At 43.9% G+C, this 21,274-nt stretch carries 23 protein-coding genes; 12 read left to right on the forward strand and 11 right to left on the reverse strand.

Annotated elements, in window-relative coordinates:
• The first annotated feature begins 170 nt into the window (after window positions 1–170).
• On the forward strand, window positions 171–1,841 hold the full coding sequence (gene asnB, locus AB4484_RS13435; protein WP_017062196.1) for an asparagine synthase B: 1,671 nt from the start codon (window positions 171–173) through the stop codon (window positions 1,839–1,841).
• Between the two features lie 80 nt (window positions 1,842–1,921).
• Here the strand turns inward: asnB and rfaH are convergent, their stop codons facing one another.
• Entirely contained in the window at window positions 1,922–2,428 is a 507-nt protein-coding gene (gene rfaH, locus AB4484_RS13440; RefSeq protein ID WP_017062197.1) for a transcription/translation regulatory transformer protein RfaH, read from the reverse strand.
• Between the two features lie 502 nt (window positions 2,429–2,930).
• Between rfaH and AB4484_RS13445 the strand changes: the two genes are divergently transcribed.
• Window positions 2,931–4,328, forward strand: a complete 1,398-nt coding sequence (locus tag AB4484_RS13445; protein ID WP_017062198.1) for a peptide MFS transporter — start codon at window positions 2,931–2,933, stop codon at window positions 4,326–4,328.
• Window positions 4,329–4,454: 126 nt separating this feature from the next.
• Here the strand turns inward: AB4484_RS13445 and hemH are convergent, their stop codons facing one another.
• The 3 genes from hemH to htpG all read right to left on the reverse strand — a co-directional run bounded on the left by hemH (window position 4,455) and on the right by htpG (window position 8,633).
• Window positions 4,455–5,417, reverse strand: a complete 963-nt coding sequence (gene hemH / locus AB4484_RS13450; RefSeq protein ID WP_050633832.1) for a ferrochelatase — start codon at window positions 5,415–5,417, stop codon at window positions 4,455–4,457.
• Between the two features lie 277 nt (window positions 5,418–5,694).
• On the reverse strand, window positions 5,695–6,339 hold the full coding sequence (adk, locus tag AB4484_RS13455; RefSeq protein ID WP_048617835.1) for an adenylate kinase: 645 nt from the start codon (window positions 6,337–6,339) through the stop codon (window positions 5,695–5,697).
• A gap of 389 nt (window positions 6,340–6,728) precedes the next feature.
• Complete coding sequence (gene htpG, locus AB4484_RS13460; RefSeq protein WP_372078655.1) at window positions 6,729–8,633, reverse strand: molecular chaperone HtpG; 1,905 nt, start codon at window positions 8,631–8,633, stop codon at window positions 6,729–6,731.
• Window positions 8,634–8,903: 270 nt separating this feature from the next.
• Here htpG and AB4484_RS13465 point away from each other — a divergent pair, with 270 nt between their 5' ends.
• The 4 genes from AB4484_RS13465 to AB4484_RS13480 all read left to right on the forward strand — a co-directional run bounded on the left by AB4484_RS13465 (window position 8,904) and on the right by AB4484_RS13480 (window position 11,536).
• Entirely contained in the window at window positions 8,904–9,815 is a 912-nt protein-coding gene (locus tag AB4484_RS13465) for a winged helix-turn-helix domain-containing protein (RefSeq protein ID WP_372078657.1), read from the forward strand.
• 1 nt (window position 9,816) lies between these two features.
• A complete protein-coding gene (locus AB4484_RS13470) occupies window positions 9,817–10,332 on the forward strand; it encodes a regulatory protein ToxS (RefSeq protein WP_017066005.1) in 516 nt (171 codons plus the stop codon).
• A 109-nt stretch (window positions 10,333–10,441) separates the two neighbouring features.
• The gene (locus AB4484_RS13475) at window positions 10,442–11,197 is read left to right on the forward strand and encodes a sulfite exporter TauE/SafE family protein (RefSeq protein ID WP_372078659.1); all 756 of its coding nucleotides are present in this window, start codon (window positions 10,442–10,444) and stop codon (window positions 11,195–11,197) included.
• An 18-nt stretch (window positions 11,198–11,215) separates the two neighbouring features.
• Window positions 11,216–11,536 carry a SelT/SelW/SelH family protein gene (locus AB4484_RS13480; protein WP_372078661.1) on the forward strand — a complete coding sequence of 107 codons (321 nt, stop codon included), beginning with the start codon at window positions 11,216–11,218 and terminating at the stop codon, window positions 11,534–11,536.
• Between the two features lie 25 nt (window positions 11,537–11,561).
• On the opposite strand, the gene yfcE is transcribed toward AB4484_RS13480, so the two are convergent.
• The 5 genes from yfcE to AB4484_RS13505 are packed head-to-tail and all read right to left on the reverse strand — an operon-like array spanning window position 11,562 to window position 14,424.
• Entirely contained in the window at window positions 11,562–12,107 is a 546-nt protein-coding gene (yfcE, locus tag AB4484_RS13485) for a phosphodiesterase (RefSeq protein WP_372078664.1), read from the reverse strand.
• Between the two features lie 47 nt (window positions 12,108–12,154).
• Window positions 12,155–12,562, reverse strand: a complete 408-nt coding sequence (locus tag AB4484_RS13490) for a CBS domain-containing protein (protein ID WP_017062206.1) — start codon at window positions 12,560–12,562, stop codon at window positions 12,155–12,157.
• A complete protein-coding gene (locus AB4484_RS13495) occupies window positions 12,559–12,909 on the reverse strand; it encodes a P-II family nitrogen regulator (RefSeq protein WP_017062207.1) in 351 nt (116 codons plus the stop codon). Before AB4484_RS13495 ends, AB4484_RS13490 begins: the two co-directional genes overlap by 4 nt.
• Window positions 12,899–13,693, reverse strand: a complete 795-nt coding sequence (locus AB4484_RS13500; protein ID WP_372078666.1) for a DUF1538 domain-containing protein — start codon at window positions 13,691–13,693, stop codon at window positions 12,899–12,901. The genes AB4484_RS13495 and AB4484_RS13500 overlap by 11 nt, the downstream gene beginning before the upstream one ends.
• Window positions 13,690–14,424 (reverse strand): DUF1538 domain-containing protein, encoded by a 735-nt coding sequence (locus AB4484_RS13505; RefSeq protein WP_019820230.1) that lies wholly within the window; start codon window positions 14,422–14,424, stop codon window positions 13,690–13,692. The genes AB4484_RS13500 and AB4484_RS13505 overlap by 4 nt, the downstream gene beginning before the upstream one ends.
• Window positions 14,425–14,713: 289 nt before the next feature.
• Between AB4484_RS13505 and AB4484_RS13510 the strand changes: the two genes are divergently transcribed.
• From AB4484_RS13510 to AB4484_RS13535, 6 genes are all read left to right on the forward strand, one after another.
• Window positions 14,714–15,628, forward strand: a complete 915-nt coding sequence (locus tag AB4484_RS13510) for a TIGR01777 family oxidoreductase (protein WP_048606498.1) — start codon at window positions 14,714–14,716, stop codon at window positions 15,626–15,628.
• Window positions 15,629–15,671: 43 nt separating this feature from the next.
• On the forward strand, window positions 15,672–16,499 hold the full coding sequence (locus tag AB4484_RS13515; protein ID WP_017061923.1) for an SDR family oxidoreductase: 828 nt from the start codon (window positions 15,672–15,674) through the stop codon (window positions 16,497–16,499).
• A gap of 396 nt (window positions 16,500–16,895) precedes the next feature.
• On the forward strand, window positions 16,896–17,750 hold the full coding sequence (locus tag AB4484_RS13520; protein ID WP_372078668.1) for a co-chaperone YbbN: 855 nt from the start codon (window positions 16,896–16,898) through the stop codon (window positions 17,748–17,750).
• Window positions 17,751–17,947: 197 nt separating this feature from the next.
• Window positions 17,948–18,877: an SPFH domain-containing protein gene (locus AB4484_RS13525; protein ID WP_048617816.1), complete on the forward strand. Its 930-nt coding sequence runs from the start codon at window positions 17,948–17,950 to the stop codon at window positions 18,875–18,877.
• A gap of 3 nt (window positions 18,878–18,880) precedes the next feature.
• Window positions 18,881–19,330: an NfeD family protein gene (locus AB4484_RS13530; RefSeq protein ID WP_372078670.1), complete on the forward strand. Its 450-nt coding sequence runs from the start codon at window positions 18,881–18,883 to the stop codon at window positions 19,328–19,330.
• 319 nt (window positions 19,331–19,649) lie between these two features.
• Window positions 19,650–19,829 (forward strand): hypothetical protein, encoded by a 180-nt coding sequence (locus AB4484_RS13535; protein ID WP_372078671.1) that lies wholly within the window; start codon window positions 19,650–19,652, stop codon window positions 19,827–19,829.
• Between the two features lie 64 nt (window positions 19,830–19,893).
• Here the strand turns inward: AB4484_RS13535 and cueR are convergent, their stop codons facing one another.
• On the reverse strand, window positions 19,894–20,286 hold the full coding sequence (gene cueR, locus AB4484_RS13540; RefSeq protein ID WP_048606508.1) for a Cu(I)-responsive transcriptional regulator: 393 nt from the start codon (window positions 20,284–20,286) through the stop codon (window positions 19,894–19,896).
• A 93-nt stretch (window positions 20,287–20,379) separates the two neighbouring features.
• The gene (locus AB4484_RS13545) at window positions 20,380–21,183 is read right to left on the reverse strand and encodes a DUF2057 domain-containing protein (RefSeq protein ID WP_372078673.1); all 804 of its coding nucleotides are present in this window, start codon (window positions 21,181–21,183) and stop codon (window positions 20,380–20,382) included.
• Window positions 21,184–21,274 lie beyond the last annotated feature (91 nt).

Genomic DNA, 21,274 nt, shown 5'->3' on the forward strand with positions numbered 1-21,274 from the left:
TTTAAAAAACCAACCGCAATTAAACATCACACACCAAAAGCACATAAAAATTAGATAATTTCTAACAGAACACCCTTTATATTATTTTTTTGCTCACATCCGGTTGCTTTTTTTAGCCAGAATGGCAAATTAAATGCAGTTGATTTGGAAATTATTTAAAAGGAAGTTCTATGTGTTCAGTATTTGGCATTCTCGACATTAAAAGTGATGCCGCAGCACTTCGCCCTATTGCTTTAGAAATGTCTAAGAAGCTTCGTCACCGTGGTCCAGACTGGTCTGGTATCTATGCCGGTGAAAAAGCAATCCTTGCTCATGAACGTCTTGCTATTGTTGGCTTGAACAGTGGTGCTCAACCACTATACAGCCAAGACAAAAAGCACATTCTTGCAGTAAACGGTGAAATTTATAACCACAAAGAACTTCGCGCACGCTATGAAGATAAGTACCAGTTCCAGACCGATTCTGACTGTGAAGTTATCCTAGCGCTCTACCAAGAGATGGGTGCAGACCTTCTAGAAGAGCTTAACGGTATTTTCGCATTCGTTTTATACGACGAAGAGAAAGACGAGTACCTAGTGGGCCGCGACCATATTGGTATTATCCCGCTTTACCAAGGTTACGATGAGCACGGTAACTACTACGTTGCTTCAGAGATGAAAGCATTGGTTGAAGTATGTAAGACGATCAGTGAATTCCCTCCAGGTAGCTTCTACTCTTCGAAAGATGCAGAACCTCAACGATACTACATCCGCGATTGGAACGAGTACGCTGCGGTACAAGGCAACAGCACAAGCAAAGAAGAACTGACTGAAGCGCTAGAAGCAGCAGTTAAACGTCAACTAATGACTGACGTTCCTTACGGTGTACTTCTATCTGGCGGCCTTGATTCATCAATTACTTCAGCCGTCGCAAAACGCTTTGCTGCAATGCGTATCGAAGATGATGAGCAATCTGAAGCTTGGTGGCCACAACTGCACTCATTCGCGGTTGGCCTTGAAGGCGCACCGGACCTTATCGCTGCTCGTGAAGTTGCGGACAAGATCGGTACTGTGCACCACGAGATGACTTACACCATTCAGGAAGGTTTAGATGCCATCCGTGATGTTATCTACCACATCGAGACTTACGATGTAACGACGATTCGTGCATCAACGCCAATGTACTTGCTTGCTCGTAAGATCAAAGCAATGGGCATCAAAATGGTACTGTCTGGTGAAGGTGCTGATGAGATCTTTGGTGGTTACCTGTACTTCCATAAAGCGCCAAACGCGAAAGAGTTCCACGAAGAGACAGTACGTAAGCTGCTTGCTCTAAGCATGTTCGACTGTGCTCGTGCAAACAAATCGCTAGCGGCATGGGGTGTCGAAGGCCGTGTACCATTCTTGGATAAAGAGTTCATCGATGTCGCAATGCGTCTGAACCCTGAAGATAAGATGTGTGGTAACGGTAAGATGGAGAAGCACATCCTGCGTGAGTGTTTTGAAGACTACTTACCAGATTCAATCGCATGGCGTCAAAAAGAGCAGTTCTCTGATGGTGTTGGCTATGATTGGATTGATACATTAAAAGCAACGGCTGAAGCAAAAGTAACGGATCAACAAATGGAAGCTGCTAAGTTCCGTTTCCCTTACAACACGCCAACGACCAAAGAAGGTTATGCTTACCGTGAAATCTTTGAGGAGCTATTCCCTCTAGAATCTGCGGCAGAGTGTGTACCTGGTGGTCCTTCAGTGGCTTGTTCATCAGCGAAAGCGATTGAGTGGGATGAGTCATTCAAAAACTGTGTCGACCCATCAGGCCGTGCAGTACAAGCCGTTCACAACGATGCTTACAACGCTTAGAGCGTTTTGAACAAACCCTAAAGACTAAAAAAGGCGCATTATGCGCCTTTTTGTTTTAAGCCTATTTTTTATTACTGCAGTTATGCGCGAGCTTGTAGTGCTTCGTTCTCAATACTGATTGGTACGACTTGGCTGATCATTTTCACCAGCATAATCGATCGAGCCTCACCGTCTTTCTGGTCGAAAATAGCTTCAACCCCAGCAAACTGGCCACTCTGAATCTTAACTACCTGTCCAGATTCAAACTCAACACAACAATCTTCCACTTCGTTACTGCAGCACTTCTCAAACTCTTTAAGTTCAAACACCAAGTCTCCTTGGACCTCGTGCGGCAGTGAACCGAACTTAATAAAGTCCACAACACCACGTGTTGAACGAACGGTCGTGAAGCTAGGGCCTTGCTCATAGTCGAAGCGAACAAAGATATAAGACGGAAACAGCGGTTCTTTGACCTGCTTTTCTTTCCCTCTCACCACCTTTTTGACTTCTATTTGAGGGTAAAAACACTCTACCCCTTGATTCTCTAAGTGCTGCTGAGCGCGTTTTTGATCACCACGCTTACAGTAAAGCAAATACCAACGTTTCATTTAACTAGCCATTTTATATTTTTAGATATTTTACCACATGCCTAAAACGGTTGAATCGCCATTAATAAAATGAATCGTCGCGAACGAAAAATAATGCGTAGCAGACCAATTTATCAACAAAAAGTTATAGGTGTCGAAAGTGGTTAAGCATTGTACAGGGATCATTTAGAGATCAAAAGGCTCATTGTTGTAAGCATATGTACGCCCCAATTAATGAGCATGCCATTCCATTTAAATTCAAAACGATACACCAGAGCAATGCATCTAAGAATCTTTATTCGACATGGCTTTAAAGAAGGTTATTAACCAACCAGCTCAAATCTGGAAAATTAGTTTGCAGTACACTTAAAATGGGTAACATTAAAAGTAAAAGCCATAAATATCAACACCTTAGTTAATCCGAGTTATCGTGACCATAAAATACGTCTATTGCAGACTTTTATCCCACTGTGTATACATGAATGACTATAAAATCTTTTAATACCTAAAATTAGTAAAACTTATGCCAAGCAACCACAACATCTTTGGCCACCCTAGAGGCCTATTTCTACTTTTTAGCACAGAGCTATGGGAACGTTTCTCTTACTATGCGATGCGCGCCATCCTTGTCTTATTTTTGACTGACACTACCCTCAACGGTGGACTGGGTTGGTCAACGAAAGACGCACTCGATCTCTACGGTATTTACACCGGTTTAGTCTACATCACACCATTAATTGGTGGCTGGATTGCCGATAACTACCTAGGTCAGCGTAAATCAATTCTGATTGGCGGTGTATTAATGGCACTTGGCCAATTTACACTGGCTCTACCTAACGGCTTCATCGGTTTAGACCAAGTGAACGCTCTGTACCTTGGTTTAGCACTGCTAATCAGTGGTAACGGTATGTTTAAGCCGAACATCTCAACCATGGTTGGCGATCTGTACCAAGAAGGCGATAACCGCCGTGACGGTGCTTTCACCATTTTCTACATGGGCATCAACTTAGGTGCGCTGCTTGGTGGCTTAATTTCAGGTGCTGCTGTCGATTCATTCGGTTGGAAAGCAGGTTTCCTAGCCGCTGGTATTGGTATGGTTATTAGCTTGATCATGCAAGTGACAATGGCTCAGTCTTGGTTAGGCAACATCGGTTCTGTACCTGCTGCTGCTCGAGCGAAAGCACTGAACAAATCTAAAGAAAAAGCGCCACTGACCAAAGAAGAGTTCGACAGACTAAAAGTGATTCTTATCATGGGTCTGTTCGTGATTGTTTTCTGGGCGGGCTTTGAACAAGCTGGCGGCCTAATGAACATCTACACTCAACAATATACTGACCGTATGATTGGTGGCTTTGAAGTTCCTGCTGCGTGGTTCCAATCTTTGAACCCATTCTTCATTATTACACTTGCTCCAATCATTGCTGCGTTCTGGGTGAAACTGGGCAAGCGTGAACCCAACTCTCCTGTTAAGTTTGCAATGGCATTGTTCTTCTTAGCGCTGGGCTTTGTGTGCATGATGGGCGCGGTAATGGAGCAAGGCGGCGACCTAACAGTGAAAACATCAATGCTATGGCTAGTCGGTGCTTTCTTCTTCCATACCCTTGGTGAGCTTTGTCTATCTCCTATTGGCCTGTCGTTGGTCACTAAGTTAGCCCCGCTTCGCCTAGCATCATTGATGATGGGTGCATGGTTTGGCTTCAATGCGGTAGCAAACTACGTGGCTGGCCTAGTGGGTTCTCACGTTGGTGAGCTTGGTGCTATGTCTATCTTCAGTGGTATTGCTATCACAGCAACGGTGAGTGGCATATTACTGCTGCTTTGTGCGGGTAAGCTTGTGTCATGGATGCATGGCGTAGAAACCAACATGACACTTGAAGCAGAGCCTAAAGCTAAGCAAGCAACAGAGACATCTGCGGCTTAACTCTCACGCTGTTTCAACACCAAATATCCTGACCAAAAAGGGCTGCTCTATGAGCAGCCCTTTTGTTATTTGTATTATGCATCTTACGACGGTTAGCGATAAGCCGTAATCAAGGCTCAGCAGCTGTTAGCGATATAGAGCGACTAACTCTGCCATCATATCGATGTGCGAGTCTCTGTCGTTTAGACACATAATGTAGCTAAAGTCCGAACCACCAGCGTCAATGAACGTCTCTTTACACTGGTCTGAAATCTCTTCCAACGTTTCCAAACAGTCAACCGAAAAGGCAGGCGCCATGATGTCGATCTTCTTGATACCTTTGCTTGGCAGTGATTCAAGTGTCTCGTCAGTGTAAGGCTTCAACCACTCTTCTCGACCAAATCGCGATTGGTAGGTCATGGTGATGTCTTCTTCTGATAAACCTAGCTCTGCCGCAAGCAACTTTGTTGTCGCTTCACAATGCTGAGGGTAGATATCGCCTTCATCAGCCAGTCGCTTCGGAATACCGTGGAAAGAACACACTAAATGATCGGCTCTGCCATTTTTATCCCAATGACTGCGAACGCTTTCAGCCAATGCTTTTGCATAGCTTGGGTGCGCGTAGTAGTCGCGAATAAAGCGATAGCTCGGGATAACTGGCATCTGCTTAAAGGCTTTGGTTAAACCATCAGAAACCGCCGCTGTGGTTGTGCCAGAGTACTGAGGATATAAAGGCAGTACGATGATGTCCTCAACGCCCTGCTCCATCAGCTGTTCAACACCTGTCTTTAGGCTTGGGTTGCCATAGGTCATACCCAGTGCAACAGGCATCTCTAGCTTCTTCTGGAGCTTTTCAGCTTGTCTTTGAGAGTACACAAGCAGTGGTGAGCCTTCATCCATCCAGACAGACTGATACAGCTTGGCCACTTTAGGCGAGCGAATCGGTAAAATCACTCCATGTAATATAGGACACCAAAGCCAACGCGTTAGGTTTACAACTCGCTTGTCGTGTAAGAATTCACTCAAAAATCGACGAACGCCAGCTGGGGTCGCCGAATCTGGAGTTCCTAAGTTCACCAGTAAAACGCCCTGCTTTTTATTATTTTCCATAGATACCTGAGACCAATATGTGATTTTCTGGAAAGTAATATACTAATCTGCATAAGTTTAAGATCATTGCGCCTCAATGAAAGTCTGAATAATCATTCTTCATATGAGATACACAACATCCACTCTCAATTGCTAGCCACTGCCATCGGGTCTGAACCGTTCTGAATCATGTGCAATCAAATTATCTAGATTGGTATCGTACTAAAAATTGAAACAAAAAAAGCGACCCTTAAGGTCGCTTCCAATATATCAAATTCTAAAACTGGCTGTTAGCCAATTATGCTAGTGCTTTCTCAAGTTCTGCACTAACTTCAGCTACTTGCTTAGTACCGTCAAACTTAAGGTACTGAGTGTTACCTGTTTCAGCTTCTTTACCGTAGTAAGAGATTAGCGGAGCTGTTTGATCGTGGTATACACCTAGACGTGCACGAACTGTTTCTTCTTTGTCGTCATCACGTACAACTAGGTCTTCACCAGTTACGTCATCTTTACCTTCTTCTTTAGGTGGATTGTACACATTGTGGTATGTACGACCAGAAGGAAGGTGAGCACGACGACCAGCCATACGCTCAACAATCACATCGTCAGCTACGTCGAATTCAACAACGTAATCAACAGCGATGCCCATTTCTTTTAGGCCATCAGCTTGTGGGATTGTGCGTGGGAAACCGTCTAGTAGGAAACCTTTCTCACAGTCATCTTGAGCGATACGCTCTTTGATAAGACCAAGGATAATTTCATCAGAAACTAGCTGACCAGCGTCGATTACTGATTTTGCTTGCTTACCAAGCTCAGTACCCGCTTTGATAGCAGCACGTAGCATGTCACCAGTTGAAATTTGAGGGATACCAAATTTGTTCATGATGAAGTTAGCTTGAGTACCTTTACCCGCGCCAGGAGCACCTAGAAGAATGATGCGCATGTTTAATCCTCTTATAAAATTATGATTTATACCGAAGCTCACTATCCCTCCATTCTTGCTCATTTTTAGGATGAACAGAAAGCGTTAAGTAACCATTGAGGCTAAGCAAAACTGTGAACAGAAGCAAAACGGTAAGTTTCGGTATAACGTTTAAAAATCATACAACTGGAGATAGTCGCTTCCTAACCCCAGCTGATTAGGTCGAGCATTCTATCACATTAATATTCAATTTGGCTGAATTTACGACTAAAGAATGCATCGACAACATTTGTTGTGACGATAACGGTGGCGTTGACCACGTTAGGTCACTTTTCAACGACGTTCATAAAAAAAAGCCCGCATTTGCGAGCTTTTTGTTACAATTGTTGGCTTAACCTAAAGTCGAAAGACTAACGCTTTGTTAGTAGCTCGTTGATTGCACCCAAGAATTGTGACGGATCTTCCATTGAGCCTTTTTCAGCTAGCATAGCCTGGCCAAGGAGTAACTCAACCCAACGGCCGAACGCTTGCTCATCGGCTTCATCAGCCATCTGTTTCACAAGTGCGTGCTCAGGGTTAATCTCAAAGATGTACTTAACTTCCGGTGCCGCTTGACCCGCAGCTTCAAGAAGCTTCGCCATTTGCGTGCCCATTTCGAAGTCGTCAGTCACGACAACCGCAGGTGTTGTTGCTAGCTTGAAGGTCGTACGAACTTCTTTAACACGACCACCTAGGTAAGATTGAGTACGCTCAACAACAGATTTGAACTCTTCTTCTGTCTCTTTTTGCTTCTCTTTCTCTTCTTCACCTTCAAACTTGCTTAGGTCTAAGCCCGCTTTAGTGATCGATTGGAACTGTTTACCGTCGAAGTCAGTCAGGTAGTTCATTACGTACTCATCAATACGATCGTACATTAGAACTACTTCAATACCTTTAGCTTTGAACTGCTCCAAGTGTGGGCTGTTCTTAGCGGCAGCGTAGCTATCTGCTGTTAGGTAGTAAATCTTATCTTGGCCTTCTTTCATGCGCTCAACGTAAGATTCTAGGCTGATAGTTTGTTCAGCAGAATCCACTTCCGTTGACGAGAAACGAAGTAGACCAGCGATCTTCTCTTTGTTCGCCATGTCTTCAGCTGGGCCTTCTTTCAATACTAGGCCGAACTCTTTCCAAAACTCTAGGTACTTATCATTGTCATTCTTCGCCATGCGCTCAAGCATAGTCAGTACACGCTTGGTACATGCGCCACGAAGAGACTGAGTTACCTTATTATCTTGCAGAATTTCACGAGACACGTTCAATGGCAGATCGTTTGAGTCAATCAGACCGCGAACGAAACGCATGTAAGATGGCATGAACTGCTCTGCGTCATCCATGATGAATACACGCTGCACGTAAAGTTTCAAGCCACTCTTGTGGTCACGGTTCATCATGTCCCAAGGTGCTTTCGCTGGGATGTAAAGCAGGCTTGTGTAATCGTTCTTACCTTCAACCTTGTTGTGGCTCCAGGTTAGTGGATCAGCAAAGTCGTGAGATACGTGTTTGTAAAACTCTTGGTACTCTTCTTTCTCGATATCAGACTTGTTACGAGTCCAAAGTGCTTGCGCCTTGTTGATCTGTTCCCAATGCTTCTCTTCGGTGTCTTTACCTTCGTCATCTTTCACTGCTGTGAAGATAGAAACAGGAATGCCGATGTGGTCAGAATATTTACCAATCACTTCACGCAGACGCCACTCATTTAAGAACTCTTTACCGTCTTCACGCATATGAAGAATGATGTCAGTACCACGAGACTCTTTAGTGATGTCTTCGATTGTGTAATCGCCTTCACCTGCAGAGTGCCACTGAACAGCTTCATTGTTCGGCAGGCCAGCTGCACGTGTGCGAACCGTTACCGCGTCTGCAACGATGAATGCAGAATAGAAACCCACACCAAATTGACCAATCAGTTGAGAATCTTTGCTTTGGTCTTCAGACAGCTTTGAGAAAAAGTCTGCAGTGCCTGACTTAGCAATCGTACCTAAATGCTCAATAACGTTGTCACGGCTCATACCGATACCGTTATCAGAAATGGTTAACGTGTTTGCTTCCGCGTTGAATGAAAGTTTTACACCTAGATCTGCATCACCTTGGTAAAGGTCACCGTTCGATAGAGCTTGAAAACGAAGCTTATCAGCCGCGTCAGATGCGTTAGAGATCAGCTCACGTAGAAAGATTTCTTTATTTGAATACAGTGAGTGAATCATTAGATGAAGTAGATGTTTTACTTCAGATTGAAAGCCACGAGTCTCTTTATTTTGCGTTGCCGTTTCGCTCATTTTTACTCCAAAACATCTATACTTTATGTTGAATAACCATAGGGGCGTAACACTTGATGCCACTCTTCTGTTCATTAACATGAGGATGACAAATGTAAATTCAAGGTCAAAAATCATAAAAACACTGTTTTTTTGATCTGTTTTTATTATCCTTGAGTCTGATAAATATAAAAGAACATAAAAGAAGCCATGATTTGGTGAAGAATTAACGGAACTTCACCTGAGATTTGTCTATTTCGCACCCAAAACAACCCAAAATAGAAGAATTCAATGAGCAATATCGGCACAAAGTTTATTCTCGCACAGCGGTTCGTATTCGACCCAAACAGCAATTCACTTGTTGATCAAATGAGCGACGGTGAAGTCGTACGTCTTGGTAGCAATGAAAGCCGCATTCTCCTGATGCTGTCAGAAAGACCCAATGAAGTTATCACTCGCAATGAGTTGCACGAGTATGTTTGGCGAGACCAAGGTTTTGAGGTGGATGACTCAAGCTTGACGCAAGCCGTATCGACGCTGAGAAAAATGCTCAAAGACTCGACTAAATCTCCTGAATTCGTAAAGACAGTACCTAAGCGCGGTTACCAATTTATTGCGACCGTTGAGCGCTCTGCCCCACTATCATCAAATGATCAGCCAGTAGCCGCTGAAATTGCAGAAAATGACGTAGAGCCTATCCTAACGTTTGCAACGCCTGCAGCGACTGAAGATGCGATCACTGAAACGATTGAACCTGAGCCAATTGCAAAAGTTCAAGAGAACAAGGTAGAACTAGAACCAGCAACCGCTCCTGTTGTAGCTCCGACTAAAAGCACCAATAAATGGCTAACATTTTGGTTGCTGCTTGCCGCTTTCATCATGCCGATTCTCGTTTTAACGTTTACTAACCCGGCAGAGTCTGAGTTCAAAACTTTGACTGAAGTGGATGGTGTAAAGGTTCAATCACCGGTTAACCACCCAGACCTCAGCAGTTGGCTGCCAGCGATAGAAAAGTGTGTATTACGTTACAACACGAATCACACTGGCATACTAAAGCCGACTGAAGTAATCGCAACAGGTGGACAAACCAATAACCTAGCCCTCAACTACATTCACCCGCAAGATTACTCGAGCGAAAATGTAACTCTAAGAATTTACGCAAATCAGTCGGATCTAAACGACATTTGTAACGGTGGTCAGTAACATGAAATTAAAAGTATCGATTATTTTACTGGTTCTATCTGCATTCTTGAGTGGTTGGTTATATTGGGGCAGCGATGCAAAAGTAGAGCGCTTGCTCACTCAGCATGAGTGGCAGTCGAAAATGGTGACGCTGATTAGCGATAACAAGCAAGCTGACTCAATCGGCCCGCTTCGTAGAGTTGAACTATCATCGAATGCGAAATACCTACCAAATGGTACATATTTAAGAATGTCAGTGGTGAGACTTTACGGTAATCAAACTGAGCCTGCGAATGTCATCAACATCTCTGAAACAGGTCAGTGGGATATTAACGATAACTACTTACTGGTTTCGCCAACGGAGTTTAAAGATGTGACTTCGGCTCAGCGCCAAGACTTTTCAGAAGAACAGCTAGAGCTGATCACTCAAGTCATTAAGATGGACGCAGAGCAAAGCCGCCGCATAGATATTGTTAACCCGAAGGCACTGCTACTGACTAGCTTAAATCATGGTTCTACCGTATTGTTTTCAAACTAAGATTGGATCGCTATTTACTGTTTATGAATAGCTGAATACCATGAAAGGCTAAACCAATAGAAAAAGGGGCATGAAGCCCCTTTTTTGTTATCTAACAAACGAAGACTCTATGGATTGGATAAACTCGCTAGCTCTGTTCTTTGGCTCTTTAATCGCCAATACCCTAGCCTCCTTATCGGGTGGCGGAGCAGGACTCCTGCAATTCCCACTGCTTATATTTCTTGGCTTACCCTTTTCAGTCGCTTTAGCCACTCACAAAGTCGCCAGTGTCGCATTAGGTTTGGGCGCCGCGTATACCCACATTAAAGGCGGAACTCTGAATTGGAAGCTTTGTTGTTACTTGATTGTTGTCGGCAGCATCGGCGTGGTCATTGGCGCGAATATTGTGCTACTGATTCCCGACAATATTGCTCAGAAACTGCTTGGGGCAATGATCTTAGCGCTAGGCGTCTACTCTCGACTAAAGAAACAACTAGGCCAAGAGGAACACCTGAAAAACCGCAATACCAGAGGGTGGATCATAGGTGGCTTTGGTCTGGCACTGATCGGTGTTATTAACGGCTCACTGACCGCAGGTTCAGGGCTATTGGTGACCTTGTTTCTCGTTCGATGGTTTGGTTTCACTTATAAGCAGGCCGTGGCGCTTACCATGATATGTGTTGGTCTATTCTGGAATGGCATCGGCGGGTTCGCCATCGTTCAAGCGGGAGCCCCCGTCTACTGGTTATGGCTACCAATATTGTTGGCAAGTTCATTTTTAGGTGGCAGTTTAGGAGCCTATCTAGCCAACCGTTCAAGCAATCAGCTCGTCAAAACCGCTTTTGAAATATTGACGTTTGCCGTTGGCATTAAACTACTGATATAGAATTTAAAAGGATTAACCATGAAGACGGAACAACCCAATCTAGCGCCAGCGAAAGAAACAGTAGCAAAAGCCACAATCGCCATACACTATTGCCGTCAATGCAATTGGATGCTTCGCTCTAGTTGGTTATGCCAAGAGCTACTGCATACCTTCAGCGAAGAAATTGAACAAGTGAGCTTACACCCAGACACCGGAGGCAGGTTCGAAATCTTTTGTAATGGTGTGCAGATTTGGGAAAGAAAAGCAGATGACGGTTTTCCAGAGGCGAAAGTTCTGAAGCAAAGAGTGCGAGACATCATTGCTCCAGACAGAGATCTCGGCCACGTGGACTCAAAATAAGCCCTTTAACGGCCGATCTAATGATTTAAAGCTGGCCACTCACGAGAACATTACCTTCAAGGCTAATGACTTTGAAGGTATTGTTTTCATAGATGCCATAGCTCGCCGCGTATCCCTCTCGTGGGAATGTCACCGAGCTAGGATTAAAGATAAAGATGTCATCTTGGTATTCGGCGACAGGAATATGGGTATGACCGTGTGCAATGATATCGCCCGCCTTCAGCGCAGGGCGTTTATTGGTGTTGTACAAATGGCCATGCGTTAGGAAGATACGTTGACCTGATTCTAATAGCACCCACGAGTAATCCATCATCATTGGAAAAGACAACAACATCTGATCCACTTCGCTATCGCAGTTACCACGAACAGCAATGATCTCTTGAGAAAACGCATTCAACTTATCTGCAACCGCCGGCGGGTTATACCCTTCTGGGATCGGGTTTCTTGGTCCATGATTCAGAATGTCACCCAATAGAACTAAATATTGCGCACCAGACGCTTGGTAGAGTTCTAATACCTTTTCTGTTGCTGGCAGCGAACCGTGTAGGTCTGAAGCAAAAAATAATTTCACACGTACTTCTCCATAAAATTTATGAGCCTATTGTACGTATCTAAATGCTACACGTCATCTCTCGCCATACCGTTGATCACGATATTATTGTAACTAACCATACCGACTATCTTGTTATCACGAACTACTGGCGCACGACTGATACCAAAGCGTTCAAACAGGCGAGCGCAATACTTTACGTTCATCTCAGCAGACACGCTTAGCGCTGGCTTGGTCATGATCTCATAAACATTAGTTCGCTTCGGAGATCGGTTCTTAGCCAGTACTTTCTTGGCAATGTCATTCATCAATACGATGCCGTATTCATCATCTTCGTGGCGCTTATCGACAATAATTGCTTTCACTTTGTGCTTCTTCGCCATCTCTATCGCTTCTAACACTGTCGTTAGCCCATCGATAATCACATACGTATTGGCCATGACATCGCCTACTCGGATTTTTTCACTGGTACTCATAACTCGTCCTCCACAACCTTAGTTAAAGTCTCGACTTGGTGCGCTACCCCGACTGCGTCTTCGATATCGATCTGCACCGCTATACCTTGTCCTGACTCCTGGTCAAACTCACCGACTTCGCCAATAGTTTCAAGAATATGCCGAGCTAAGTGTTCCTCAACTACAAACAGCAACACATCTTTTTGCACCTCTAACGTTAAGCCGAAGAAGGTGGTTTTTTGGTTTAAGCCTTGCCCTCTGGCGTTATTAATCACCGTTGCTCCAGTCGCGCCCGCATCACGCGCGGCATCGAGCACAGTGTCGGTCTTACTCTCTTCTACAAACGCTAAGATAAGTTTAAAGCGCATCTTTGCTCTCCTTAGAGGTGTGTAAACGGTTTAACCATTGTGTTATTTGGGCATAGCCCATCACTGAAATGATGGGAAATAAACTGGCAAAGGCGATCAACCCAAAGCCATCAATGACAGGATTTCTTCCTGGTACGGTTGAAGCGAGTCCAAGCCCGAGCGCCGTCACTAAAGGGACTGTCACCGTTGATGTAGTTACGCCACCCGAATCGTAGGCCAATGGAATAATGAGTTTTGGGGCGTAAAAGGTTTGAATGACCACGACGACATAACCAAAAATGATGTAGTAATGGATCGGATCACCCGCAACGATACGGTAGCTGCCCAGTGAGATACCAATAGCAACGCCCAATGCCACGGCGATCCTCAGCCCATTGACGCTGATACTGCCGCCTGAGACTTGATTTGCCTTAATCGCCACCGCAATCAATGAAGGTTCGGCGATCGTGGTACTAAAGCCAATACAGAACGCAAACAGGTAAACCCAGTAATAATCAAACCAAACCAAAGCAAGACCAGAACTGATCTTAAACTCAGTCAAAAAGCTTGGCTCGGTAAGTTGCATTGCCATCGTCTCCCCTAAAGGAAACAACGCGAGTTCCAACCCCATCAAGAATAGAGATAAACCTAGGATGACGTAAAAGAAACCGATGAGCACTTTGGCTAGGTTGTTGACTGGCTTTCGTAATACCGCCAACTGAAAACCGAATATGATGACCGCAATCGGGATCACATCCATCACAGTGCCGAGAAAAGTGTCGATAAATTGTTGAGTACTGATCATGTCACCACCATCCCGTACACCATGACAAACATCATCGGCAGCAACGAGGCAAACGCGATCAACCCAAAACCATCGATCATCGGATTACGCCCTTTAATTGCCGAGGCTAAACCCACTCCTAATGCGGTCACTAATGGGACGGTGATCGTCGATGTCGTCACTCCGCCAGAGTCATACGCAATTCCAATGATGTTTTCAGGAGCGAAAGCAGTGAGCACCACCACTCCAATATATCCACCGATGATCATGTACTGGATTGGCCAACCTTTTAAGATTCTTAGCACACCGAGTAAAATAGCGATACCGACTGACAGTGCCACAGTAAAGCGCAGGCCATCGGCATACTGCTCCATTTCATCTAACGTATTGGGGATTACCCCTCCCTCGGCAGCCACTTCTGCGGCTTCGGCAGCGACTGCGGTTAACGCTGGCTCGGCTATGGTGGTACCAAAACCCAAACAAAAGGCGAAGATCAATAACCAGAACACACTCCCCTTTCTAGCAAATGCTTGAGCCATCGATTCGCCAATCGGAAACAGCCCCATTTCAAGGCCAAAGATAAAGAAAGTGAGTCCAAAAACGACGAGCACTAAGCCAGTCAGAATAGATAAAAGATGAGGAAGTGGCTCTTGTAAGACAGCAAGCTGGAAGAAAGCGATTACCGCCACGATTGGCAATAGATCCCTCAGGCTACCTAACATGGATCGAAACAAAGCAAGCACCGCCGTCATCGCAATTCCTTGTCGCTGGTTATGAATTAATAATAATCATGGCAAATCCTTATCATTGCTTATGTGACAAATATTACGCAGTTGGTAACATATCCGAGTAAAGTGCGTAAGTGTGATAACGGTACACATCCTGACTTGATGAATTTAATTTCACTCCTTTGTAAATTGAAAAAGGCGTAATTTGGGCATCACACGATTGAAACCTTATGATCGTTATAGTGATTTTTTCGTATTGATTGGCGACTAAAAACAAGCCATGTCTATAATTATGTTTAATAGGGAGATTGGTATGAAGATATTGTTAACGGGTGGTACTGGATTTATTGGCTCTGAATTGGTCAAGAGTTGGAACACTGACGACGTGACACTGCTGACGCGGAGTCCTGAAAATGCGAAGCAAAACCTAAATCACCTCAACCAGAACAACCTTCATTACATTCAATCCCTTGATGAGCTCAGTGATCTCAATGACTTTGATGTGGTGGTCAACCTCGCGGGTGAACCGATTGCCGATAAGCGTTGGAGTACAGAGCAAAAAGAGAGGATCTGTAACAGCCGCTGGCACATCACTGAAAAGCTGGTCGAATTAATTCATGCCAGTAGCAACCCGCCACACGCTTTTATTAGCGGTTCAGCCGTGGGCTACTATGGCGATCAACAGCAGCACCCATTTGACGAGTCACTGCAAGTAGAAGATGAAAGCTTTCCTCATAAAGTCTGTGCCCACTGGGAAGAGATAGCCAAGCGAGCACAATCAGAAAGCACACGCGTGATACTACTGAGAACAGGGGTTGTACTAGGCGAGAATGGCGGCGCACTCAAGAAGATGTTATTGCCCTATAAGCTCGGCGTCGGTGGTCCACTAGGTTCAGGTGAGCAGTACATGCCATGGATTCACATTCTCGATATGGTGAGAGCCATCAACCACTTGCTGTCTATCCCTCACGCTCAAGGGGAATTCAATATGTGTGCCCCTCACCCTGTTACCAACAAACTGTTCAGCAGCACGTTAGCTAAACAATTAGGCCGACCGCATTTCTTATTCACGCCGAAATGGGCAATGTCGATTCTCATGGGGGAATCATCTTGTTTGCTATTTGACAGCATTCGCTCCAAGCCGAAGAAACTCACTGAGATGGGATTCATCTTTAGTTACTCAAGAATCGAGCCAGCACTAAAAAACTTGTTACAACATCAAGACTAATTCTTTACCCTAGAGCGATAGAGACTCTAATAAAGGATTAAGTGTGAACAAGTCGATTCTTATTACCGGTTGCTCAACAGGTATTGGCTATACATGTGCTCATGCACTTCAAAAGCGTGGTTTTCATGTCATTGCATCTTGTCGTGATCCACAAGACGTTCAACGCCTTCAAGATGAAGGCCTCACCTGTATTCAATTAGACCTTTCCAACCAAGAAAGTATTGAGCATGGCGCCAAGCTTGCTATTGATCTCGCACCTAATGGATTGTATGGATTATTCAATAACGGTGCTTACGGTCAAGCAGGTGCGCTAGAAGACTTACCAACCCAAGGACTCAGAGAACAATTCGAAACCAACTTCTTTGGTTGGCATCATCTCGTCTGCCAGATCCTTCCACACATGCGCGAGCGTGGCGAAGGTCGAATCGTACAAAACAGTTCCGTATTAGGTTTTGCAGCCATGAAGTATCGTGGCGCTTATAATGCTTCTAAATTCGCGATTGAGGGTTGGACGGATACCTTACGATTAGAACTGCATGGCAGCGGTATACAGATCTCATTACTGCAACCTGGGCCAATTGAGACTCAATTTAGAACCAATGCCCTGAAAGCGTTCAATAAATGGATCAACATTTCTGGCAGCGCTCACCAAGACGCGTACCAACAACAAAAAGATCGACTTGAAAAAGAGTCATCGAATAACGCTTTTGTTCTGCCTCCAGAAAGTTGTATTGAGCCGGTATTCCATGCTCTCACCGCCGACAAACCCAAGCTAAGATACCGAGTTACCACCCCAACTAAAGTGTTCGCGGTATTGAAAAGGATCCTACCGAGTCGCTTGCTAGACCCTATTTTGAGAAAAGCTGCATAAATTACTAACTTTGAATGCAGAGTCGCAAACTTTAATGTAACGATGTAATTTTTCCGTAACAATAAGATGTCATGATTATCCTATCCCATCAGTTATTCCCAATTGATGGTTCTACTCTGGAAATCTCATGACTTTAAACCGCCTTAATTGGGTAGGTGTGGGTCTGGCTATTACGTTGTTTATTCTGTTTTGAGTATCTCACGCAACGCCTCACTGACTACCTCGATGATAACGCTATGCCTTCCATGTTGAGATAACAACTCTATCAACATCGAAGCATAGCGTTTTTCTATTTTTGGTTCTTTTTATCCGAGATAACCGAGTTAGATCTTGAAGTTACCGACTAATCCCCCCATATTTGCAACGTATCCACAAAACAAACCTCAAGGAACGTAAATGCAATCTCCGCATATTGTTGAACTTAATGAGCAGAACTTTCGTCAAGTATTAGAAGGTTCGATGCAGACCCCTGTACTCATCCATTTTTGGGCACCAATGAGCCAAGAGAGCGCCCAAGTCATTCCTGAACTTCAAACTTTAACTCAGCAATACAACGGTGCCTTCACCTTAGCCCTGCTCAATTGCGAACAAGAGCAAGCTATTGCTAGCCAGTTTGGTGTTCAAGCACTGCCTACTATCGCACTGTTTGTTAACGGTCAGCCAGTCGATGGGCTCGGTGGCCCTCAAAGCATAGAAGCTATCGTCGATATGCTAAGCAAGCACCTTCCTAGCCAAGATGAGCTTGCTTTGCGTCAAGCTCTTGAGCAAATGCAAGCTGGCGAGCACACACAAGCACTAGCAGCAATGCAGCAACTTCCAGCAGAGCTGACGAATAAAGGTGAAGTAAAACTGGCGATCGCAGAGTGTTTGTTAGAAACGCAACAATTTGACCTTGCTGAAGCTCAGCTAGCAACCATCCCTCTTGAGTACCAAGACAATTACTACAAAGGCTTAGTTGCAAAGCTTGAGCTTCACAAGCAGGCAGCAGACAGCCCTGAAATACAAGCATTAGAAGCCGCTCTTCAGCAAAACTCGAGCGACGCTAAAACGGCATCTGAATTAGCATTGCAATATCACCAAGTGAACCGCAGTGAAGAAGCTATGGATCTATTGTGGTCTTTCCTAGCCAAAGATCTTAATGCTCTCGATGGTGACATGAAAAAAGAGTTCATGGACATCTTGAGTGCGCTTGGGCAAGGTAACCCAGTAGCCAGTAAGTACCGTCGACAACTGTACTCTCTGCTTTACTAGTTAAACGTAAAAAGCGTTAGATTAAACATCGAAAATTGACAATTCAATCAATTAGTTTATCGCATAATAGAATGTAAAATGGGCCATAAAATCAATATTTTATGGCCCATTTCTCGTTTATACATTTGCTCAGAATTTAAATATGAGCCAGTATCAATACTGAACTATCAAAAACTTAAACTTGCAAAGGATTTTGTATGCCTATTGATACCTTGATTACTATCGGCGTCTTTACTGCCGTCGCACTGTTATTTATCTTCGCTGGCGTAAAAACCGTCCCACAAGGCAACAACTGGACCGTTGAACGCTTCGGGCGATACACACACACCCTTAAACCGGGTCTTAACTTAATCATTCCATTTATTGATAAAGTTGGACAGCGCATCAGCATGATGGAGCGTGTTCTCGACATCCCAGCACAAGAAGTCATCTCCAAAGATAATGCAAATGTGGTTATCGATGCGGTTTGTTTTGTTCAAGTTATCGACGCGCCTAAGGCGGCTTATGAAGTGAATGACCTTGAACATGCGATCCGTAACTTAACCCTCACCAATATCCGTACTGTGCTTGGCTCGATGGAACTGGATGAGATGCTGAGCCAGCGTGACATGATCAATACCAAGCTACTGAACATCGTTGATGAAGCGACAAACCCTTGGGGCGTAAAAGTCACCCGTATCGAAATTAAAGACGTACAGCCACCAGCAGACCTTACTGCTGCGATGAATGCCCAGATGAAAGCCGAGCGTAATAAACGTGCTGATATCCTAGAAGCAGAAGGTGTACGACAAGCTGAGATCTTGAAAGCAGAAGGTCACAAGCAATCAGAGATCCTGAAAGCCGAAGGTGAGAAGCAAGCAGCAATATTGCAAGCAGAAGCCCGTGAGCGTGCTGCAGAAGCAGAAGCTAAAGCAACAGAAATGGTATCAACGGCGATTGCTCAAGGTGACATGCAAGCGGTCAATTACTTTATTGCACAAGGTTACACCGACGCATTGAAATCTATAGGCCAAGCTGAAAACGGCAAGATCATCATGCTACCACTCGAAGCAACTGGCCTTATGGGTTCTGTCGCGGGTATCGCGGAGATGTTTGCACATAAGAGTGACAAAGGTAGTAAGGACTAACTTATGGTCGAATTACTAGAACAAGTAAACCACTGGCATTGGTTAGCGTTTGGTCTAGCATTGTTAGCGCTTGAGCTAATTGGGACCGCTGGTTACTTTTTGTGGATAGGCATATCTGCCATGTTGGTCGGTGCCCTATTAGGCGCACTACCAATCGGTTGGCAGATGCAATGGCTGTCCTTTGCAAGCTTCTCTCTGATTACCACTTGGTTGTGGTGGAGAAGACAACTGTCTAATGACAAGCAGTCCGATGCAGGGCGAGAGCTAAACCAAAGAGAAAAACAACTGGTAGGTCAAACCGTTATTTTAAGTAAAGACGTAAAGAAAGGTAGCTGTCGAATTAAGTTCGGTGACTCTTCTTGGTCAGCAAAGGCCAGTCAAGATATTCCATCTGGAACCGAAATTAAGATTGTCGCTTTAGACGGAATCGTTCTAATAATAGAACCTTTATAAACAAGAGCTATATGAAGCCTGCATTTTCAATAAATGCAGGCTTTTTCTATTTTTTAACCTTAATAATATTCGAATTATCATTGCGATAGATTGAATTGAAAAAAAAATAAGTTCTTATTTCGTAAAGCTAAAAAGTTTGATTGAGATAAAAAGATATAAGAAAGTTAGATTTATTATCCAATATATATATGAATAGTTAACCTTACTCTCGCTTATTTATAATCATTAAAAATGTTAAGTCCGTCAAATTTTTGAAATTTTCTTTTCCTTGTCCATACTTTCATTTATCTCAATCAGAGATAAACCTAATGGAGTTTGTATGAGACATTTTTTAATAATTCTAACGGCTATTTTCAGCTTGTCATTTGGAAGCGCTCTAGCGAGCAGCCAGTCTCCTGGTAACGGAAACATGGGGCCTATCGTTAAGTGTTCAGATGGTAACGCAGTCAATCATGTACCATTGTTGATCTGTAAACATTACGGCGGAAAGGTGCTGTGATAGGTGACTAAAGTCAGGCTAGTAATGTAATTGCTGCCTGACGATTATTTAGAACTGGAATAACCTAACTGCGGCCAGATAGATTATTCAAGATAGGGCATTCCGTTGAAGTATCTCCAGGGCAGTCATGCACCCAAGATTGTAGCTGCGCCTTCATCTTGTTTAACTCCGCAAGCTTCAACTCTATTTCATCTAACTTCTGAGTGGCCTTCTTCTTTACTTCGTAGCTTTCTCTGTTTGGATTCATTGCCAACTCGACAAGTGACTTACACTCTTCGAGAGTGAAGCCAACCATTTTAGCTCTCAATACGAACTCTAACTGTTCTATATGAATCTCGCCATATTGCCTGTAACCATTTTCTGATCGGTGCGGTGGACTCATCATGCCTTTACTTTCGTAAAAACGAATAGATTTCGCTGTTGTACCAACACGTTTCGCTACTTCACCAATATTCACAATCTTACCTGTAAGCCTAAAATGAAAAACCGCAGTACTGCTGTTATACAATACTGCGGTTGAAAAACATAGCTAGAGACTTACGTTAGAAGCCTACTCTTGCTCCAACAGCCAAATCATAGTTTGAGATTTTTCTTCGCTGTTTAGCTTATTAAACCAGTATGAAACCATTTCGATTTCTTTTGAGCCTTCTAGTGATGCCGGCGTCGCGTTCTTACGGTTTTGGAATGCCCAATCCGTCACTGCAGCTTGCTCTTCTTTTGTCGCTTGACCATACCAGTAATTAACCATCTCTTGAGCTTGAGACGCTTTTGGTTCTTCAGCAACTACAGCCGCAACAGGTACCGCAACCGGAGCAACAGCGATAGCCGTATGATTATTTGCACCGTTATAAATTGTGTCGATATACGCTTTCGGCACAATGAAAGTTGTACTCATTACTGAGTTTTGTCCATCAAGTGTAAATTCTAGGTTCTTTTCTCTTGCTTGCTGGATGTCAGCGTCGCTCAATGGAAATTTAATATATTGAGTCTTTGTGCAGTGTTCGCTGCAACTTTCTCTTGGGGTTTGTCTCTCTTCTAGCTCTATCGTCTTGCCGAAAAAGCTAACAGTTTCGTACTCTTTATAACTTTGGAAGTAACTTACATCCATAGTGATTGAAGATTCTGGAGCTGAGTTCTGTGTTACTTCTTTGTTGTATGTAAAGTAGAGTGACGATTTCAGGATGTCAGCCCCAACATTCGCTTTACTTTCTGCTACATAAGATTGTCCAGTAACTTGAACATAACCACCTTTAGGCTGCACATCCGCCACTGAATCTACAAAATTACTTTTTGAATCGAGTGAACTACAAGCTCCCAAAAATAATGATAATACAACTACACTAACTTTATTCATTATGACTAATTCCTTATGTTCACTATGGAAAAACGCTGGCAAACAAAATTTACCAGCGTTTTGATTTTTATTTAACAGTTTAAGCTGAAAA

The organism is Vibrio sp. 10N.261.46.A3, assembly GCF_041472995.1.
Classification (GTDB): Bacteria; Pseudomonadota; Gammaproteobacteria; order Enterobacterales; family Vibrionaceae; genus Vibrio; species Vibrio coralliirubri.

Coding starts and splice junctions, on each gene's coding strand:
- AB4484_RS13520 (WP_372078668.1), top strand. CDS start 16,896: ATGCAATCTCCGCATATTGTTGAACTTAATGAGCAGAACTTTCGTCAA.
- htpG (WP_372078655.1), bottom strand. CDS start 8,633: ATGAGCGAAACGGCAACGCAAAATAAAGAGACTCGTGGCTTTCAATCT.
- AB4484_RS13505 (WP_019820230.1), bottom strand. CDS start 14,424: ATGACGGCGGTGCTTGCTTTGTTTCGATCCATGTTAGGTAGCCTGAGG.
- AB4484_RS13490 (WP_017062206.1), bottom strand. CDS start 12,562: ATGAGTACCAGTGAAAAAATCCGAGTAGGCGATGTCATGGCCAATACG.
- AB4484_RS13480 (WP_372078661.1), top strand. CDS start 11,216: ATGAAGACGGAACAACCCAATCTAGCGCCAGCGAAAGAAACAGTAGCA.
- AB4484_RS13445 (WP_017062198.1), top strand. CDS start 2,931: ATGCCAAGCAACCACAACATCTTTGGCCACCCTAGAGGCCTATTTCTA.
- AB4484_RS13530 (WP_372078670.1), top strand. CDS start 18,881: ATGGTCGAATTACTAGAACAAGTAAACCACTGGCATTGGTTAGCGTTT.
- rfaH (WP_017062197.1), bottom strand. CDS start 2,428: ATGAAACGTTGGTATTTGCTTTACTGTAAGCGTGGTGATCAAAAACGC.
- AB4484_RS13475 (WP_372078659.1), top strand. CDS start 10,442: ATGGATTGGATAAACTCGCTAGCTCTGTTCTTTGGCTCTTTAATCGCC.
- AB4484_RS13510 (WP_048606498.1), top strand. CDS start 14,714: ATGAAGATATTGTTAACGGGTGGTACTGGATTTATTGGCTCTGAATTG.
- AB4484_RS13470 (WP_017066005.1), top strand. CDS start 9,817: ATGAAATTAAAAGTATCGATTATTTTACTGGTTCTATCTGCATTCTTG.
- AB4484_RS13500 (WP_372078666.1), bottom strand. CDS start 13,693: ATGATCAGTACTCAACAATTTATCGACACTTTTCTCGGCACTGTGATG.
- adk (WP_048617835.1), bottom strand. CDS start 6,339: ATGCGCATCATTCTTCTAGGTGCTCCTGGCGCGGGTAAAGGTACTCAA.
- hemH (WP_050633832.1), bottom strand. CDS start 5,417: ATGGAAAATAATAAAAAGCAGGGCGTTTTACTGGTGAACTTAGGAACT.
- AB4484_RS13465 (WP_372078657.1), top strand. CDS start 8,904: ATGAGCAATATCGGCACAAAGTTTATTCTCGCACAGCGGTTCGTATTC.
- asnB (WP_017062196.1), top strand. CDS start 171: ATGTGTTCAGTATTTGGCATTCTCGACATTAAAAGTGATGCCGCAGCA.
- AB4484_RS13495 (WP_017062207.1), bottom strand. CDS start 12,909: ATGCGCTTTAAACTTATCTTAGCGTTTGTAGAAGAGAGTAAGACCGAC.
- AB4484_RS13545 (WP_372078673.1), bottom strand. CDS start 21,183: ATGAATAAAGTTAGTGTAGTTGTATTATCATTATTTTTGGGAGCTTGT.
- AB4484_RS13525 (WP_048617816.1), top strand. CDS start 17,948: ATGCCTATTGATACCTTGATTACTATCGGCGTCTTTACTGCCGTCGCA.
- AB4484_RS13535 (WP_372078671.1), top strand. CDS start 19,650: ATGAGACATTTTTTAATAATTCTAACGGCTATTTTCAGCTTGTCATTT.